Genomic DNA, 17,192 nt, shown 5'->3' on the forward strand with positions numbered 1-17,192 from the left:
GCGCCCGCCCGGATAATGGAGGCGATGCCTCCCACAGACGAACGCTCGAATCGATCCGATCCTTCCTCTGAACCGCGCAGCGAGCTCTCCACCGTCGCCTCCATCCGCCGCCTGCACCCTTACGTCCGCACCGCGTTGCCGCGGCTGGCCGGCGGCCTGCTCGCCTCCTTGGGCGCCAGCCTCATGGCGCTCGCCATCCCGCGCGTCCTGCAGTGGGTCACCGACGGCCCCCTCGCCTCCGGCGCGCGCGACCACGACTGGGCGGGCCTGGCCTGGTCGGTCGTCCTCGTCGCCACGCTCGGCGTCGGGGAGGCCGGCCTGATCCTGCTGCGCCGCACCCTGGTGATGTTCCCCGGCACGCGCGTCGAGGCCGCGATGCGCACGGCCCTGTTCCGCCACCTGCAGGACCTGCCGGTGTCCTTCCACGACCGGTGGCCCGGCGGCCAGCTCCTGTCCCGCATCATGGGCGACCTCGGCCTGCTGCGCCGGTGGCTCGTGTTCGGCATCCTGCAGCTCGTGGTCAGCATCGTGACCATCGTCGTCGGCGTCGGCCTGCTCGTGGCCACCGGCGGCTGGCTGGGGATCATCTTCCTGTGCGGTGCGATCCCCGTGACCGTCCTGGCCTTCCGGTTCTCCCGCAAGTACCGCAAGATCTCCCGCCTCTCGCAGGACCAGTCGGGCGACCTGGCCACCACGGTCGAGGAGTCCGTGCACGGCATCCGCGTGCTCAAGGCGTTCGGCCGCGGCCCGGACGCGCTGGACCAGTTCACCGAGCAGGCCGCCGAGCTGCGCGAGACCGAGATCCGCAAGGCAACCACCGACGCGGGCCTGACCACCGCGCTGCGCGTCATCCCCGAGGTGACGCAGGCGGTCGCGCTCGTGGTCGGCGTCTACCTCGTGGCCTCCGGAGACATGACGCTGGGCGCCCTGGTCGCCTTCTTCACCACGACCGCCGTGATCAACGGCCCCGTCGTGGACCTCGGCATGACCCTGTCGATGACGCTCAACGCGCGCACCGCCGTCGACCGCTTCTTCGAGGTCATGGACACGGTCAACCCGCTGACGGACCCGGAGCGCCCCGCCGACCTGCCCCCGGTCACCCCCGGCCGCGGCGGCACCACGGGCGGGCACGTCGCCCTGCGTGACGTCACCTTCCGGTTCGACGACGCCGAGCGCCCCGTGCTCGACCACGTCGACCTGGAGCTGCCGCCCGGCACCACCACGGCGCTGGTGGGGCTGACCGGCTCCGGCAAGTCGACCCTCGCGATGCTCGCGCCCCGCCTGTTCGACGTCACCGCGGGCCGCGTCGAGGTGGACGGCGTGGACGTGCGGGACATGACCCGCGAGCAGGTCCGTGAACGCGTCGCCGTCGCCTTCGAGGACCCGACCCTGTTCTCCGCCTCGGTGCGGGACAACGTGCTGCTCGGCGTGCCCGACGACCTGCCCGCGGCCGAGCGCGAGGCCCTGATGACCGAGTCCCTGGAGATCGCGCAGGCGCACTTCGTGGCCGACCTGCCCGACGGCGCCGACACCCGCATCGGCGAGGAGGGCATGTCGCTGTCCGGCGGTCAGCGACAGCGGCTCGCCCTGGCCCGCGCCATCGCGGCCCGGCCCCGCGTGCTCGTGCTCGACGACCCCCTGTCCGCGCTCGACGTCACCACCGAGGAGGCCGTCACCGCACGGCTGCGCGACGTGCTCGTGGCCACCACCACCCTGGTCATCGCGCACCGCCCCTCCACCGTGGCGCTGGCCGACCGGGTGGCCGTGCTCCAGGGCGGGCGGATCACCGCCGTCGGCACGCACCAGGAGCTGCTGGCCACCGACCCGCACTACCGGTACATCATCTCCAGCCTCGAGGAGGACTACGCGGCGCACGCCGGCGAGGAGCCCGCACCCGACCAGCCCGCACCTAGCCAGTCCGCACCCCAGAGCCAGGAGGCGCTGTCATGACGGCCACTACCCAGCCCACCGACCGCCGTCGGCCCACCGACGCGGCCGCGGACGACGTCACGAGCCTCGGCAAGGAGGCCTCCCGCGCGGTGCGGCGCCGGTCCCTGCACCTGCTCGGCGACCTGCTGCGCCCCCACAAGAAGGCGCTGGCGTGGGCGGCCGTGCTCGTCGTGGCCTCCACGCTCGGGCAGGTGGCCGGGCCGCTGTTCGTGGGACTGGCCATCGACGACGCCGTCCCGGCGCTGCGCGACGGCTCCGTCACCCCGCTGGTCCTGACCGGCGCCGGCTACCTCGTCGCCGCGGTGCTCGGCGGCATCGCGGCGGGCGCCTACGTGCGCGCCGCCGCCCGGATCGCCCAGGCCGTGCTGCTCGACCTGCGCCGCCGCGTGTTCCGGCAGACCCAGCGGCTCTCCCTGGAGTTCCACGAGTCGTACACCTCGGGGCGCATCATCTCCCGGCAGACCTCCGACCTGGAGGCGCTGCGCGAGCTGCTCGACGGCGGCCTGACCGGCGTCGTCTCCTCGCTGCTGCTGATGGTCTTCACCATCGGGTTCCTGTTCTACGTCGACTGGCGCTCCGGGCTCGTGCTCGCCGCCGCCTTCATCCCGGCCTGGCTGCTCACCCGCTGGTTCCAGCGCATGTCGCAGCGGTACTACCGCGAGCAGCGCACGGCCTCCGCCCGGCTCATCGTCAAGTTTGTCGAGACGATGACCGGCATGCGCGCCGTCCAGGCCTTCCGCCGGGAGCGCACCACCGAGGCCGACTACGGCACGCTCGGCGAGGACTACCGCGACGCCAACCTGCAGATCTTCGGCGTCAACGGACGGTTCCAGCCCGGGCTGATCCTCATCGGCAACCTGACGGTCGTGGCGGCGCTCGCCGTCGGCGGCTGGCGCGTGCTGGACGGCGGGCTCGAGGTGGGCGTGCTCGCCGCCGTGCTGCTGTACTGCAAGCGGTTCTTCCAGCCGGTGCAGCAGCTCGGCATGTTCTACAACGCGTTCCAGTCCGCGACCGCGGCGCTGGAGAAGGTCTCGGGGCTGCTCGCCGAGGAGCCGACCGTCGTCGAGCCGGCGCACCCCACGCCGCTGCCCCTGCACGACGGGCGGGCCCGGGGCGAGCTGCGCCTGGACCACGTGCGCTTCCAGTACGGCGACGGCCCCGTGGTGCTGCCCGACCTGGACCTGACCATCCCCGCCGGCCAGACCGTGGCCGTGGTGGGCACCACCGGTGCGGGCAAGTCGACGGTGGCCAAGCTGGTCACGCGGTTCTACGACGCGTCGGCCGGCGCGGTGCGGCTGGACGGCGTCGACGTGCGTGACCTTGCCTCGGCGGACCTGCGTCGTGCCGTCGTCATGGTGACGCAGGAGGCGTACCTGTTCAGCGGGTCGGTGCGCGAGAACATCGCGCTCGGGCGCCCGGGTGCCTCCCAGGCGGAGATCGAGGCGGCGGCGCGGGCCGTGGGCGCCCACGAGTTCGTGCTCGACATGCCCGACGGGTACGACACGGACGTGAACAAGCGCGGCGGGCGCATGTCGGCGGGCCAGCGCCAGCTCCTGTCGTTCGCCCGGGCGTTCCTCGCCGACCCGGCGGTGCTCGTGCTCGACGAGGCGACGTCGTCGCTCGACATGCCGGGCGAGCGGCTGGTGCAGCGCGGGCTGCAGACGCTGCTGGCCGACCGGACGGCCATCATCATCGCGCACCGCCTCTCGACGGTCGCGATCGCCGACCGGGTGCTGGTGATGGAGCACGGGGAGGTCGTCGAGGACGGCACGCCCGCCGAGCTCGTCGCCGGCGACGGGCGGTACGCCCGGCTGCACGCCGCGTGGGAGGACTCGCTGGTCTGACCGGCTCCCCGGCACGGGGCGGGGCTCAGGCCCCGTCCGGCCCGCCCCGTGCCAGGGCCTCCGCGACGACCCGCAGCGCCTGGTCGAGCTCGGAGTCGGTCACGCCGCCGAAGCCGACCACCAGCCCCGACAACCGGGCGGTACGGCAGTACTGCGCGAGCAGCGGCATGTCGAACCCGGCGGCACGCGCCGCCGCCCGAGCCGCCGTGGCGGCCGAGGCGTCCGTGAGCCAGGTCGAGTACATGCCCGCCAGCGGCCCGGCGAGCTCGGCGTGCGGAGACAGGGCGGCGGCGACCCGGGGTGCGCGCTCGGCGTAGACCCGCCGGGCCGTGCGGACCACCTTGTCGGCCCACCCGTCGCGCAGCAGCGTGAGCAGGGCCCGCTGGGTGGGCCAGGGCGGCGTGTCGTGCGTGATCGTGCGCCGCCGCACGAGGCGCTCGTGCAGGGCCGGCGGCGCCACGAGCCAGCCCAGCCGCAGACCCGGGCTGACCGACTTCGCGGCGGTTCCCAGGTAGGCGACCCGCGACCGGTCGAGCGCCGCGAGGGCCGGCACGGGTGCGACGTCGTAGCGGAACTCGGAGTCGTAGTCGTCCTCCAGCACGACGGCGTCCGCGGCCCGGGCCGCCCCGAGCAGCGCGAGCCGGTCCGCGGCGGGCATGACCCGGCCGAGCGGATGCTGGTGGGCCGGCGTCACGTACGCGGCCGCACACCCGTCCAGGCTCATGACCGCGGCGTTCGCCGGATGGTCGACGACGACCCGGCCGGCCGCGCGCACCGTCTCCACCGCGGCGCGGTAGCCGGGGTCCTCCACGAGCACGGCCCCGGGATCCAGCACGCCGAGGAGCTGGCGCAGACCGTCCGTGGTGCCGGCCGTCACCAGGATCTCGTCCGGGCCGACCGTCAGCCCGCGGGTGCGCCCGAGACGTTCGGCCAGCGCCTCGCGCAGCTCCGGCACCCCGCGAGGGTCCGGATAACCCCGCGGAGGCCGAGCCGCCGAGACCTCCCGCCAGGCCCGCCGCCAGCCCGCGAGATGGCGCGGGTCGATCCAGGGCGTCCCGGCGTCGAGCTGCACGTACCGCGGTTCATGCGTCGCGGATCGTGCCACGGGGGCGGCTGCGGGCAGCGCCTCGCCGGACGCCACGAACGTCCCCGCACCCCGGCGCGTCTCGACCCAGGCCTCCGCGAGGAGCTGGTCGTAGGCCTGCTCGACCACGGCCCGCGCCACGCCCAGGTCGGACGCGAGGGCACGGCTGGAGGGTAGGCGGTCGCCGGTGGTGAGCGTGCCGTCGGTGACCAGGGCGCGGACGGCGGCCGCGAGCTGGGCCGGGAGCGGCGTCGGGAGGGAACGGTCCAGGTGAACGGGGAGCATGGGGGAGGATCTCTGGGCTGGGCTGGGCTGGGCTGGGCTGGGCTGGGCTGGGCTGGGCTGGGCTGGGCTGGGCTGGGCTGTGGCGGGCGGGGATAGTGCGCGCGGATGGCTGGGTGAGCCTGTGTGCCAGGGTGCTGCGGGGGAGTGGCCTGTTGAGTTCGACCGGAACTGGCTCGTGCTCCTGGGCCACCTGCGGACCAGGCTAGCGTCATGACGACGGATCCCCTCGAGCCCGCGGCTCCTCACGAACTCGCAGCCCCCGCCACGCTCCTGCTGCAGGGTGCGCACCACCCACAGGCGGCGCCCGACTCGCAGGCGGCGCCCGACTCGCAGGCGGCGCCCGACTCGCAGACGGCGTCCCGTCCGCAGACGGATGGCCTCTCGCCGACGGCGCGGACAACCCCGACGCGCGGCCGGAATCGCCAGGTCGCCGAACGGGAGCGGCTGATGACACTCCTGGCGGACGCGCTCGTGGCACACCTCGGCGTGGTCGCCGGCCCGCGCCCGGTGGTGCTGCCCACGGCGTTCGGCGTCGACCCGTCCGGACCGGACGACGGCGGCACGCTCTACCTGCACGGATCCGTCGCCGCCGGCTGGTTGACGCCGGCTCTGGAGCAGGACGTCTGCGTGACCGTCACGGAGCTGGACGGGCTGGTGCTGGCCCGGACCGGGTTCCACCACTCCATGAACTACCGATCCGCCGTGGTGATCGGGCGACCTCGACGGGTCACCGACACCGACGAACGACGCCGTGCGCTCGACCTGATCGTCGACCACATGGTCCCCGGACGGTCCGCGACGCTCCGGCCCCCGACCCGCAAGGAGCTGGCCGCCACGGCCGTCATCGCACTGCCCCTCGCCGAGGCGTCGATGAAGCAGCGCGCGGGTGGCGCCAGCCTGGAGCCCGGCGACCTGGAACTGACGGGGTGGGCCGGGGAGGTGCCTCTGCGTCGTGTGGCGTCGGCGCCCGTCGCCGAGGACTACGTGTCCGAACCGGTACCGGACCTCGTGCTGCGTCGGGCACGCGGGCTCGGCATGGCGTGAGGTGCTCGCGGGTACTGCCCTAGAACGGTGGATCGTCAGGCACGGGAAGGTTTGGCCGTCGGATCTCCTGCCGGCCGTCGTCATGCTCGGCGCCGAGCCGGCGGCGGGCGTCCCCGGCGAGGCTCGTGACGTCCTCGCGGACGGTTCCCACCTGCGTGGCGGGTCGTGTGTAGGTGTGGCCGGTGGGTGCGGTCCAGGTGGTGGTGCCGGTGGTGGGGTTGCGGGTGGGGGTCCAGCCGTGGTGGGTCTTGGCGAGGTGGTGGGCGCGGCACAGGGGTTGCAGGTTGTGGGCGCGGGTTTGTCCGGGGGTTTCGGGTGGGGTGCCGGGTGGGGTGTCGGTGGGGTTGTGGTTGTAGGGGTGGATGTGGTCGAGGTCGGCCCAGCGGGCGGGTCGGTCGCAGTGGGGGAAGCAGCAGGTCTGATCGCGGGTGGTCACGGCTTGGCGCAGGACTTTGCCGGGTTGGTAGGTGGTGGTGGAGTAGTCGGTCAGGATGCCGGTGGCCGGGTCGGTGATCAGGCGTTGCCAGGTTGCGTCGGTGGCGATGTGTGCGGCGACCTCGGCGGGGATGGGTCCGTAGCTGTCCAGGTGTGCGGGGGTGTCGTCCAGGCCCAGGAGCATCGTGGCCGGGAGGGTCAGGCGGACCTGTGGTCTGACGGGGATGACCTGGATCGTGGTGCCGCCGCAGGTGCAGCCCCCGCAGGTGCATCCCGTGGCGGGCACGGTGGTGCGTGGCAGGGCCTCGGCATCGGGGCCCGCGTCGCGGTCGCGGGTCGCGGGCATGCCTGTCGCAGCCGGGCCTGTCGCAGCCGGGCCTGTCGCAACCGGGCCTGTCGCAACCGGGCCTGTCGCAACCGGGCCTGTCGCAACCGGGCCTGTCGCAACCGGGCCTGTCGCAACCGGGCCTGTCGCAACCGGGCCTGTCGCAACCGGGCCTGTCGCAACCGGGCCTGTCGCAACCGGGCCTGTCGCAACCGGGCCTGTCGCAACCGGGCCTGTCGCAACCGGGCCTGTCGCAACCGGGCCTGTCGCAACCGGGCCTGTCGCAACCGGGCCTGTCGCAACCGGGCCTGTCGCAACCGGGCCTGTCGCAACCGGGCCTGTCGCAACCGGGCCTGTCGCAACCGGGCCTGTCGCAACCGGGCCTGTCGCAACCGGGCCTGTCGCAACCGGGCCTGTCGCAACCGGGCCTGTCGCAACCGGGCCTGTCGCAACCGGGCCTGTCGCAACCGGGCCTGTCGCAACCGGGCCTGTCGCAACCGGGCCTGTCGCAACCGGGCCTGTCGCAACCGGGCCTGTCGCAACCGGGCCTGTCGCAACCGGGCCGGTGGTCGTGTCGGTAGCAGTGGTGCCGGTGCTGGTCGTGCCCGCGATCGTGGTGGTGTGGTCCGGGGTGCGTGCGGGGGTGCATTCGGGGTGGGGTGGGACGATGATGCGGCCGGTGGTGATGGCGACCAGGGCGTCGGCGCGGGCTTGGGCCAGGGTGCGGGTGGTGCCTGGTGTGCGGTGCAGGGTGTGGGCTGCTTGGTCGATGGCGTCCCAGACCGCGGTGGCGTCGGTGGCGGGCAGGTTCGCGCTGATCCAGGCCATGGTGTTGTCGGCCGGGTCGAGGTAGACCGCGCGGCGGGTGCGGGCGTGGGTGGTGACCTGGTTGGTGCCGTGCAGGGCGGTGGCGTAGGTGTTCATCGCCTCGCGTAGCCAGCGGCGTGTGTGGTCGGGGGCCTGGGGCAGGTACCGGGTGATCGCGTCGTGGCGTTCCTGGTGCGTGAGCGGGTTGCCGGCGTGCAGCAGGATGTCGGCCTTGGGTGTGTCGATCTGTCCGTTGTGCAGGGCGGTCATGACCTGGGGGTGCTCGGCCAGGCCGGTCCCGCGGGCCATGAGCTTGTTCGCCTCGCCCTGCGGGACGCGCAGGCGGGCGCTGATCTCCGCCGAGGCGGCGTTGTGCTCGGCGGTCCAGTTCCGGCGTCGGGCGATCTGCCCGGTGGCCCGGGACTGCATCGCGGTGGCCCAGGAGATGACCTGTTGCCACCGGGCCGCGACGTCCAGGAGCGCACCGTCGTCCAGGTCAGCGACCTCCACCCGCTCCAGCACACCCACCAACCCCGCACCCACCAGCCCGGCATCCACCAGCCCGGCATCTATCAGCCCGGCGTCTATCGGCCCGGCGTCTATCGGCCCGGCGGTCTCCGGCCCATCATCTGTCGGCTCGGCATCTGTCGGTTCTTCGGTCAGGGCGGCGGGCTCGGTGTCTGTCCTGGCGGCCCGGTGCTGGGAGGGCCATGCGACCAGGGCCGCGGGAGCGGTGCTCGTGTACCTGGCTGTCATCCCGCCCCAGCTCAACAGTGGTACCGCTGTCCGTGCCGGGCGTGCGGTCACCGACGGCCCGGTCAGCACCTGCCCCAACACCTGCCCCAGGACGCGTTCCAGGACGCGTTCCAGCGTGTGTTCCACGCCCGTAGGACGCTCCGCCCCCGTGCTCACCTGCCCGCCCATACCCCGACCCCCTACCACCCTTAGAACTATCAAACTGTTCCCATGCGTCGAATATACGTTCGGCCCAGGGCCGTCGCATCACCAGATCCAAATCTGTGGACAACCGTCGGGCGGGCCCGATCCCCGCTGCTAGCATCACCGCCGTGACTCCGAAGCGCTCCGTTCTCCCGCCCCCGGTCGTCTGACCGGAGCGGCACCACGACCGGCCCGGCGGGCCGGCGTCCTGGCGTGCTCCGTGACTGTTCCCCGCTCCCGGAAGACCCGGGAGATCCTTCGGAACGCGCCGGGCTGCGGCCCGGCCTGGAGCACACATGTCATCCACTCGAACAGGGCTGGTCTTCGTCTGCCTCGCCGGCATCCTGTGGGGCACGGGCGGCCTCGCCCTGGAGATCCTTCGTGACCGTTCGCCGATGTCCGTCCTCACGGTCAGCGCGCACCGCATGCTCGTCGCGGCGGTGGTCCTGCTGGCGGCATCGCTCGTCCTGCGCAAGGGGCCGCACCTCGCGGCGCTGGTGCGTGCCCACCCGGCGCGCGCCGTCGCCGTCGGGCTCGGGACGGGCGCCTACCAGGCGCTCTACTTCGGATCGGTGGCGACCGCCGGCGTCACGGTCGCCACGGTCGTCAGCCTCGGCGTGGCGCCGGTCCTGCTCGCCGTCGTGGACGTGGTCCGTGCGCGCCACCGCGCGGTCACCCACGGCACGGTGCGACTGACGCTGGTCGTCGGCGCGGCCCTGGCAGGGCTCGTGCTGGTGAGCGCGGCGTCGGGTTCGGGCGCCGGCGGCACCCGGCCGGTGCTCGGCCTGCTGCTCGCCGCGGCGTCAGGATCCGTCTATGCGCTGACGACGACGCTCGGCAGCACCGTGCTCGCCTCCGGCGGCGCGGACCCGCTCGCGTTCACGACCGTGGCGACGACGGCGGGCGCCGTCGGGCTCGTGCCGGTCGCGCTTGCGGGAGGCGGCCCCTTCCTGACCGGTGACCCGACGGCGCTCGTCACGCTCGGCTACCTCGGCGTCTTCACGATGGCGCTGGCCTACGGGTTGTTCTACGCCGGGCTGCGCACCACGCGCAGCGGCGCGGCGGTGATCGCGACGTTGCTGGAGCCGGTCACGGCCGCGGTCGCGGCGGCGGTGGTGCTGGGCGAGCGGCTCGGGCCGGGCGGCGTCGTCGGGACGGTGCTCGTGCTGGCCGCGGTGGCCGGGCTGGACGAGCGGGGCGACGGATAGACCGCGGTCAGGCGAACGACCAGCGCCCGCCCTGGTACCGCTGCGGCGGTACCGGCGCGGGCGCGTGGTCGACGGCGGTGACCTGGCCGGTGTTGTACTGGTCGGCGATGTACTGGCTGAACTGGCCGGAGTCGACAGTGTGCGAACCGTCGAGGTAGTCGTGGCCGCCCGACCCGGCGCCGTAGGCCCCGGCTGGGTACCCGGCCGTGTATCCGTCCGGGACGGGCGCTGCGTGACCGCCGTAGGCCGGGGTCCGCGCGGCGGCGGCCGGAGACTGGTGCGCACCGACGTACCCCGGCTCGCGGGCCGGCTGGTAGACCGGGTACGCCCCGGTGTTCACCTGCTGGGCGGCCGGCTCCCACCGGTCGGTGGCGGGGTTCGGGGTGTCGAACGCGGGCGCGGCCTCGTGCTGACGGGCCACGTTCTGCGCCGCGAAGAGGGCCGACGCGCCGGCGTCGGGCTGCACCCCGTTGAGCTCGCCGTGGATGCGGCCGGCGAGGTTGGCGGCGATGGCGAACCGCAGCGGCGCCAGGGAGTCGACGGACATCGTGCCCGTCACCGCGGGCGGCGGGAGGAAGGCGAAGACCTCGTCGTCGCCGAGGCGCAGGCCCTGCGCGAGCGCGGTGCTCAGGGTCTCCTCGAGGAGGTACTCGGCGCGGCCGTCGGGCTCCTCGAGCTCGGCGAACATCGCGTCCAGGGTGTTCCAGCGGCGTTCCAGCGTGCCCTCGACCGTGTCGAGGAACCACCACCCGTCGAGCGACTCGAGGAACATGTCGCCGAAGCAGGAGGCGAAGCGCGGGGTCTTGTCCCCGATCCCTATCCACGACCAGGACGACAGCGCGAACTCGTAGGCGTCAGGTGCGAACTCTCGGATCAGGTGCACCCTGCGCATGTTGCCATGGTCACACTCCGAGCAAAAGAGGCGTTCCGGACACGTAACGATTCGGCTCGGGTGAAAGAGCAAAGGTTTTCCTGCCGGAAACACGGCGGCGCTCCGGGAATCACCTGGCGGCTCCCCGACGGACGTCGTTACCGTCGCGCCATGGAGCACGGGAGCGAGGCGGCGGAGCGGGACGTGGCGCGCACCGCGCCGGACCAGGGGCGGCTGGACGAGCGCGTGCAGGAGTACTACTCGGGCCGGACGGGCTGGGACGAGCACGCCCGCCTCACCGTGCTGTCGGCGCAGGGTCCCGTGGAGCACACCAGGACCCAGGAGCTCGTCCGGGAGCGGCTCGCGCCCGGTGCGCGGGTGCTCGACGTCGGCGGTGCCACCGGGGTGCACGCCGCGCCGCTGGCCGCCGACGGCTACGACGTGGTGCTGGTGGACCCGGTGCCCGCACAGGTGGCGCGCGCGGCTGAGCACGGCACGTTCGAGGCGCGCGTCGGCGACGCGCGCGATCTGGCGGAGGTGGGGCTGGAGGACGACGCCTTCGACGCCGTCCTCCTGCTCGGTCCGCTCTACCACCTCGCCGGGCGGGCGGACCGGTTGCGCGCGCTGCGCGAGGCGGTGCGGGTGACCCGGCCGGGCGGGACGGTCGTGGCCGCAGGGATCACGCGGCTGGGGGCTCTGGTCGGCGGGGGGTACGAGGCGTTCGACGCGTCGGTCTGGCGGGGTGCGCTCGAACGAGGCGAGGCGCCGGCGGACATGCCGTTCCCGGCCGCCCACTTCCACGACGCGGCCGAGCTCGCTGCGGAGGCGACGGAGGCGGGTCTGCTCGACGTCGTGGTGCACGGTGTCGAGGGGCCGGCCGGCGGTGCGCTGGAGCGTGTCGCGCTGGACGACCCGGGCACGCCGGCGCTCGTCGAGGCGGCCCTGACGATCGCCCGCGCCCTGTCGACGACGCCCGGCGTGACCGACATGAGCCAGCACGTCCTGGCGCTGGGGACGGTCGGCGCCGGGATGTCGGTGGCCCCGGGTACCGTCGCGCCATGAGCACCGCACCCGAGACCAGCGCCGTCCCCCGGCCCGACCTGCCGCTCGCCGCCGACGAGGTGACGATGCTGCGGGCGTTCGTGAACTACTACCGCGCGACGATCCTGCGCCAGTGCGAGGGGCTGTCGGTGGAGCAGCTCCGCACCCCGCACCCGCCGTCGACCATGACGCTGGCCGGGATGCTCAAGCACCTGGCCTACGTCGAGGACGTCTGGTTCTCGGTGCGCCTGCTCGGCAACGAGCCCGCCCCGCCGTGGGACACCGTGGACTGGTCCACGGACCGGGACTGGGACTGGAACAGCGCGCTGGCCGAGACTCCGGAGGAGCTCGCCGCGGGGTTCCGCGACGCCGTCGCGGCGTCCGAGCGGATCCTGGACCAGGTCCTCGCCGAGTCGGCGGCGCGGCAGGAGCCCGCGCTCGACCGGCTCACGGTGCGTCCGGGGCGTCGCGGCCGCATCTCGTTGCGCTGGATCCTGGTGCACATGGTCGAGGAGTACTCCCGGCACGCGGGGCACGCCGACCTGCTGCGAGAGGCCCTGGACGGAGCGACCGACCTCTGACCGCCGACGCTGCGCAGGAACGCTGCGCAGGAATACCGCGCAGGAGTCCCGTGCAGGAACACGGTCAGAGCAGGAACCACGCGTAGTCGGCGGCCTCCAGCACGAGCCAGAACCGGAGGAACCGGCCGATCAGCCCCGTGCTCACGAACAGCCAGATCCGCACGCGCAGCACGCCCGCGACCACGGACATCACCATGAACGGCGGTACGCCGGCGAACGCGGAGGCGAGCAGCACCAGGCCGGTGTAGACGGGGCGGCCGTCGGTCCGGTCGCGCCAGCGGGACATCGTGGCCGCGACCTTGGGCGACTCGAGCTTGCGCCGTAGCCAGGGGAGCCGGGTGGTCCCCGCTCCGGCCCAGTACCAGAGCAGCTTGCCGGCGACCTGGCCCACGGCCGCGACGGCGGCGAGCACGGTGCTCGGGTACGTCTGGTCCGCCGCCGCGATGGCCAGGTATCCCTCGAGCGCGAGGAATGCGGCCACGGCAGCGGCGGCGGAGTAGAAGAACGTGGAGACGAGGAGCATGGTGCCGGGTCCGCGCTCAGGCCCGCGGGCGGGGCGGGTCCGGCGGACGGGGCGGCGCGGGGCTCGGCGAGGTGGCCGTGGTCACACGGGGACGTTAGCGCCTGCGGCGACGAGCTGCCGAATCAGCGCCTCGGCGGGCGGTGCGGGCGGCCCCACCGTGAGGGCCATGACGCGGCGGAGCGCACCCGGCAGCGGTGCCGTCGCGATGCCCGGGTGCCGGTGCGCGCGCAGGGTCAGGCCGGGCAGCAGGCTCACGCCCGCGCCCGCGGCGACCAGCGCCTGGACGGCGACGTAGTCGTCGGTCTCGAACGCGATCCGCGGGGCGAACCCGACGGCGGCGCAGCGCGCGACCAGGTCGGCCCGGCAGCGTTCGCACCCCGCGATCCACTCCTCGTCGTCGAGGGAGCGCAGGTCGGGCACGTGACCGGGTCCCGGTGCGGCGTCCAGGTCGGCGGCGGTCACGAGGTTGACCGGGTCGTCCAGGATCGTCGTGGACTCGAAGCGGGACAGGTCGTCCATGGTCCGGGCGTGGCGCACGTCGACGTGCTCGAACACGAGCGCCACGTCGACGGCGCCCGACTGGAGCGCGGCCACGGCGTCGGGCGGCTCGTGCTCCACCAGGCCCACGGACAGGCCCGGGTGTTCCTGCACGAGCCGGGCCACGGCGTCGGGCACGACGGTGGCCAGGGCGGACGGGAAGGCGGCGAGCCGCGCGCGCCCGGCGCGCAGGCCGGCGAGGGCGTCGAGCTCGCGGCGCGCTCCCTCCACGCGCCCGAGGATCTCCTCGGCGCGGTTGGCGAGCAGGCGTCCGGCCTCGGTCAGCCGGACGCCGCGCCCGTGGCGCTGGAGCAGCGGGATGCCGGCGTCGGCCTCCAGGCGGGACAGGTGGTGGCTCACGGACGGCTGTGCGTAGTGCAGCTCCTTGGCCGCGGCCGTCACGGAGCCGGTGCGGGCCACCGCCGCCAGGACGCGCAGCCGGGTGAGGTCAAGCTCTGCGGTCATGCCTCCAGGCTAACCCAGAAAGATAGGCAGCATCGATCGAAAGTCTTCGTAACAGGTATTGGACCTATGGGTCATGGTCGGGTCACGCTGGTTCCATGACGTACCCCGCGACGATCGCCCCCGCGCTGCCCACGATCGCCGACGTGCTGGCCGCCCAGGCGCGCCTCGACGGCACGGTGGTCCGCACGCCCGTGGGGGAGTACCCCGAGCTCGACCGCGCGACCGGCGCCACCCTCGTGGTCAAGCACGAGAACCAGCAGCGCACCGGCGCCTTCAAGGCACGCGGCGCGAGCAACCTGCTCCTGGGGATGTCCGACGCCGAGCGCGCCCGCGGCGTCGTCGCGTACTCCACGGGCAACCACGCGCAGGGCGTGGCCTACGCCGCACGCCTGACCGGCACCTCCTGCACCATCGTCATGCCCGACGACCCCAACCCCCTGAAGCTGCGCGCGGTGCTCGACCTGGGCGCCGACGTCCTGCTGCATGGCGCCACCTTCGACGACGCCCGGGCCCAGGCGACGGCCCTCGCACGGGACTCCGGTGCGCGCCTCGTGGGTGCGGCGAACGAGCCGGACATCATCGCGGGCGTCGGCACGCTGTACCTGGAGCTGTTCCAGCAGGCGCCGGGCCTGGACGTGCTGGTCGTACCCGTCGGCGGCGGGTCGGGTGCCGCCGCGGCGAGTCTCGTGGCCGCCGCGGTGGCGCCGGGCACCGAGGTGATCGGCGTGCAGTCCGCCGCCTCGCCCGCGGCCCATGACTCGTGGCACACCGGGACCCTCGCCGAACGGGCGAACACCACGCGCGCGGAAGGACTCGCCGTCGGGTGCGGGTTCGAGGTCACGCAGGCGATCATGCGCGAGCACCTGGCCGACTTCGTGCTCGTCACCGACGACCAGATCGCCGCCGCCCAGCGCCTCTACCTCACCGGTGCCCGCACCGTCGCCGAGGGCGCGGGGGCGGCGGCCCTCGCCGCCGTCCTCGCGGCTCCCGGGCGGTTCGCCGGCCGGCGCGTCGGCGTGGTCTGCACGGGCGGGAACGCCAGCGCGGACGAGCTGCGCCGCGCGCTGGGCGAGGAGCGCTGACGGCGGCTCGGCGCTGACCGGGGACGCCGACCAGGACGCGCCGACCAGGACGCGCCGACCCAGGACGCGCCGACCCAGGCCCCCGGCTAGGCTCGCCCGCATGGCCCGCTACTTCGACGTCCACCCCGTCGACCCTCAGCCGCGCACCATCGGCCAGGTCGTCGCGATGTTGCGCGACGACGCGCTCGTCGCCTACCCGACCGACTCCTCGTACGCGCTGGGCTGCCGCATGGAGTACCACGACGGCGCCGACCGCATCCGCCGCATCCGGCGGCTCGACGACAAGCACCACTTCACGCTCGTCTGCTCGGACTTTGCCCAGCTCGGCCAGCTCGTCAAGCTGGACAACTCCGCCTTCCGGGCCATCAAGGCGGCCACGCCCGGTGCGTACACGTTCATCCTGCCGGCCACGGCCGAGGTGCCCCGGCGCCTGGCGCACCCCAAGAAGAAGACCGTGGGCGTGCGCATCCCCGACTCCGCCGTGGCACAGGCCCTGCTGCGCGAGCTGGGTGAGCCGCTGCTGTCCTCGACGCTCATCCTGCCCGACCAGGCCGAGCCGATGACGGACGGCTGGACCATCAAGGAGGAGCTCGACCACGTGCTGGACGCCGTGGTCGACGGCGGCGACGCCGGGACCGAGCCGACCACCGTCGTGGACTGGTCGGACGGTTATCCCCAGGTCGTCCGAATCGGCGCGGGCGACCCCTCGCGCTTCGAATAGCCTTCTGCCATGCCGTCTTCCACGCCCTCCTCCACCACGGACCCCGCCGGGCTCGAGCAGGCCCGCACCAAGATGACCGAGGCGGGGGTCGCCCCCGCCGCCATCGAGACCTTCACGCGGTTCTACCACCTGCTCCAGGCGGGTGAGACGGGCCTGATCCGCGAGGACGACGTCGAGCCGCTGGTCGACATCCCGAACCGGGCGGAGCTGAGCATCGGCGACGACGAGGCGGCCGCCGCCCTCGCGCAGACCGCGATGCTCAAGCTCAACGGCGGGCTCGGTACCTCGATGGGCATGGACCAGGCCAAGTCGCTGCTCCCGGTGCGCGAGGCGCCCGGCGGCACGGAGATCCTCACCTTCCTCGACATCATCGTGGGCCAGGTCCGCGCCGCCCGGCAGGCCACCGGCGCCCGGCTGCCGCTGCTGTTCATGAACTCGTTCCGGACGCGCGACGACTCGCTGGCGGCCCTGGAGCGCTACCCGGACATCGCCGTCGACGGGCTGCCCGTCGACTTCCTGCAGAACCGTGAGCCCAAGCTGCGCGCCGACGACCTCACGCCCGTCACCTGGGAGAAGGACCCCGAGCTGGAGTGGTGCCCGCCCGGCCATGGCGACCTCTACCCGGCGCTGCACGCCTCGGGCGTCGTCACCGCGCTGCTGGAGGCCGGCTTCCGGTACATGTGCGTCTCCAACTCGGACAACCTCGGCGCCACGCCCGACGCCACCATCGCCGGCTGGTTCGCCGCCTCGGGTGCCCCCTACGCCGCGGAGCTGTGCCGCAAGACCCCCGCCGACGTCAAGGGCGGACAGCTCGTGATCCGCAAGGCGGACGGCCGCATCGTCCAGCGCGAGACGGCCCAGACCCACCCGGACGACGTCGCCGCCTCCCTCGACGCCACGCGGCACCCGTTCTTCCACACGAACAACCTCTGGTTCAACCTCGAGGCCCTGGCCGCCGAGCTGGAGCGCACCGGCGGCGTGCTCGAGCTGCCCCTCATCCGCAACGACAAGACGGTCGACCCGGCCGACTCCTCGTCGCCCGCGGTGGTGCAGATCGAGTCCGCGATGGGTGCGGCCGTCGCCGTCTTCGAGGGGGCGACCGCCATCGAGGTCGAGCGGTCCCGGTTCCTGCCCGTCAAGACCACCAACGACCTGCTCGTGCTGCGCTCCGACGTGTACGACCTGACCCCGGAGTACCGGCTGGAGGCCCAGGCCCCCGCACCCCTGGTCGACCTGGACAAGGCCCACTACAAGCTGATCGACGGCTTCACCCGGCGGTTCGCCGCCGGGGCGCCCTCGCTGCGTGACGCCGACTCGCTCACCGTGCACGGGGACTGGACCTTCGGCGCTGGCGTGCGCGCCGAGGGGAAGGCGGCGCTGTCCGGCGACGGCGGCACCGTGCCCGACGGGGCGACGATCGGTCCGGACGGGTTCTGACCGCGACGGCTCT

The 17,192-nt window shown here is 73.7% G+C and carries 14 protein-coding genes; 9 read left to right on the top strand and 5 right to left on the bottom strand.

Features of this window, described 5'->3' with window-relative positions:
* The first annotated feature begins 15 nt into the window (after window positions 1-15).
* Together ACO229_RS08640 and ACO229_RS08645 are read left to right on the top strand one after the other, a co-directional pair.
* Window positions 16-1,950, top strand: coding sequence for an ABC transporter ATP-binding protein (locus ACO229_RS08640; RefSeq protein ID WP_423464574.1), 1,935 nt, complete (start codon window positions 16-18; stop codon window positions 1,948-1,950).
* Window positions 1,947-3,794, top strand: a complete 1,848-nt coding sequence (locus ACO229_RS08645) for an ABC transporter ATP-binding protein (protein ID WP_423464575.1) — start codon at window positions 1,947-1,949, stop codon at window positions 3,792-3,794. Before ACO229_RS08640 ends, ACO229_RS08645 begins: the two co-directional genes overlap by 4 nt.
* A gap of 25 nt (window positions 3,795-3,819) precedes the next feature.
* Here the strand turns inward: ACO229_RS08645 and ACO229_RS08650 are convergent, their stop codons facing one another.
* On the bottom strand, window positions 3,820-5,163 hold the full coding sequence (locus ACO229_RS08650) for a PLP-dependent aminotransferase family protein (protein ID WP_423464576.1): 1,344 nt from the start codon (window positions 5,161-5,163) through the stop codon (window positions 3,820-3,822).
* A gap of 210 nt (window positions 5,164-5,373) precedes the next feature.
* On the opposite strand from ACO229_RS08650, the gene ACO229_RS08655 reads away from it, so the two are divergent.
* Complete coding sequence (locus tag ACO229_RS08655) at window positions 5,374-6,207, top strand: pyridoxamine 5'-phosphate oxidase family protein (protein WP_423464577.1); 834 nt, start codon at window positions 5,374-5,376, stop codon at window positions 6,205-6,207.
* Between the two features lie 633 nt (window positions 6,208-6,840).
* On the opposite strand, the gene ACO229_RS08660 is transcribed toward ACO229_RS08655, so the two are convergent.
* Window positions 6,841-7,524, bottom strand: a complete 684-nt coding sequence (locus ACO229_RS08660; RefSeq protein ID WP_423465283.1) for a pentapeptide repeat-containing protein — start codon at window positions 7,522-7,524, stop codon at window positions 6,841-6,843.
* Window positions 7,525-9,009: 1,485 nt separating this feature from the next.
* Here ACO229_RS08660 and ACO229_RS08665 point away from each other — a divergent pair.
* On the top strand, window positions 9,010-9,921 hold the full coding sequence (locus tag ACO229_RS08665; RefSeq protein ID WP_397417539.1) for a DMT family transporter: 912 nt from the start codon (window positions 9,010-9,012) through the stop codon (window positions 9,919-9,921).
* A 7-nt stretch (window positions 9,922-9,928) separates the two neighbouring features.
* Here ACO229_RS08665 and ACO229_RS08670 read toward each other — a convergent pair whose 3' ends face one another.
* Window positions 9,929-10,813 (bottom strand): hypothetical protein, encoded by an 885-nt coding sequence (locus tag ACO229_RS08670; RefSeq protein WP_397430345.1) that lies wholly within the window; start codon window positions 10,811-10,813, stop codon window positions 9,929-9,931.
* A 150-nt stretch (window positions 10,814-10,963) separates the two neighbouring features.
* On the opposite strand from ACO229_RS08670, the gene ACO229_RS08675 reads away from it, so the two are divergent.
* Window positions 10,964-11,854 carry a class I SAM-dependent methyltransferase gene (locus tag ACO229_RS08675; RefSeq protein WP_423464578.1) on the top strand — a complete coding sequence of 297 codons (891 nt, stop codon included), beginning with the start codon at window positions 10,964-10,966 and terminating at the stop codon, window positions 11,852-11,854.
* Window positions 11,851-12,414: a DinB family protein gene (locus ACO229_RS08680; protein WP_423464580.1), complete on the top strand. Its 564-nt coding sequence runs from the start codon at window positions 11,851-11,853 to the stop codon at window positions 12,412-12,414. Before ACO229_RS08675 ends, ACO229_RS08680 begins: the two co-directional genes overlap by 4 nt.
* A gap of 64 nt (window positions 12,415-12,478) precedes the next feature.
* Here ACO229_RS08680 and ACO229_RS08685 read toward each other — a convergent pair whose 3' ends face one another.
* Both ACO229_RS08685 and ACO229_RS08690 read right to left on the bottom strand, forming a co-directional pair.
* Window positions 12,479-12,937, bottom strand: a complete 459-nt coding sequence (locus tag ACO229_RS08685; protein ID WP_397417531.1) for a VTT domain-containing protein — start codon at window positions 12,935-12,937, stop codon at window positions 12,479-12,481.
* 81 nt (window positions 12,938-13,018) lie between these two features.
* Window positions 13,019-13,939 carry a LysR family transcriptional regulator gene (locus ACO229_RS08690; protein WP_397430342.1) on the bottom strand — a complete coding sequence of 307 codons (921 nt, stop codon included), beginning with the start codon at window positions 13,937-13,939 and terminating at the stop codon, window positions 13,019-13,021.
* Between the two features lie 95 nt (window positions 13,940-14,034).
* On the opposite strand from ACO229_RS08690, the gene ACO229_RS08695 reads away from it, so the two are divergent.
* From ACO229_RS08695 to ACO229_RS08705, 3 genes are all read left to right on the top strand, one after another.
* Window positions 14,035-15,021, top strand: coding sequence for a threonine ammonia-lyase (locus ACO229_RS08695; RefSeq protein ID WP_423464581.1), 987 nt, complete (start codon window positions 14,035-14,037; stop codon window positions 15,019-15,021).
* A gap of 100 nt (window positions 15,022-15,121) precedes the next feature.
* A complete protein-coding gene (locus ACO229_RS08700) occupies window positions 15,122-15,742 on the top strand; it encodes an L-threonylcarbamoyladenylate synthase (protein WP_397417524.1) in 621 nt (206 codons plus the stop codon).
* A gap of 9 nt (window positions 15,743-15,751) precedes the next feature.
* On the top strand, window positions 15,752-17,179 hold the full coding sequence (locus ACO229_RS08705; protein ID WP_423464582.1) for a UTP--glucose-1-phosphate uridylyltransferase: 1,428 nt from the start codon (window positions 15,752-15,754) through the stop codon (window positions 17,177-17,179).
* Window positions 17,180-17,192: the final 13 nt, after the last annotated feature.

The sequence above is a fragment of the Promicromonospora sp. MS192 genome (genome assembly GCF_049532985.1).
In the GTDB taxonomy this organism is placed as follows: Bacteria; Actinomycetota; Actinomycetes; order Actinomycetales; family Cellulomonadaceae; genus Promicromonospora.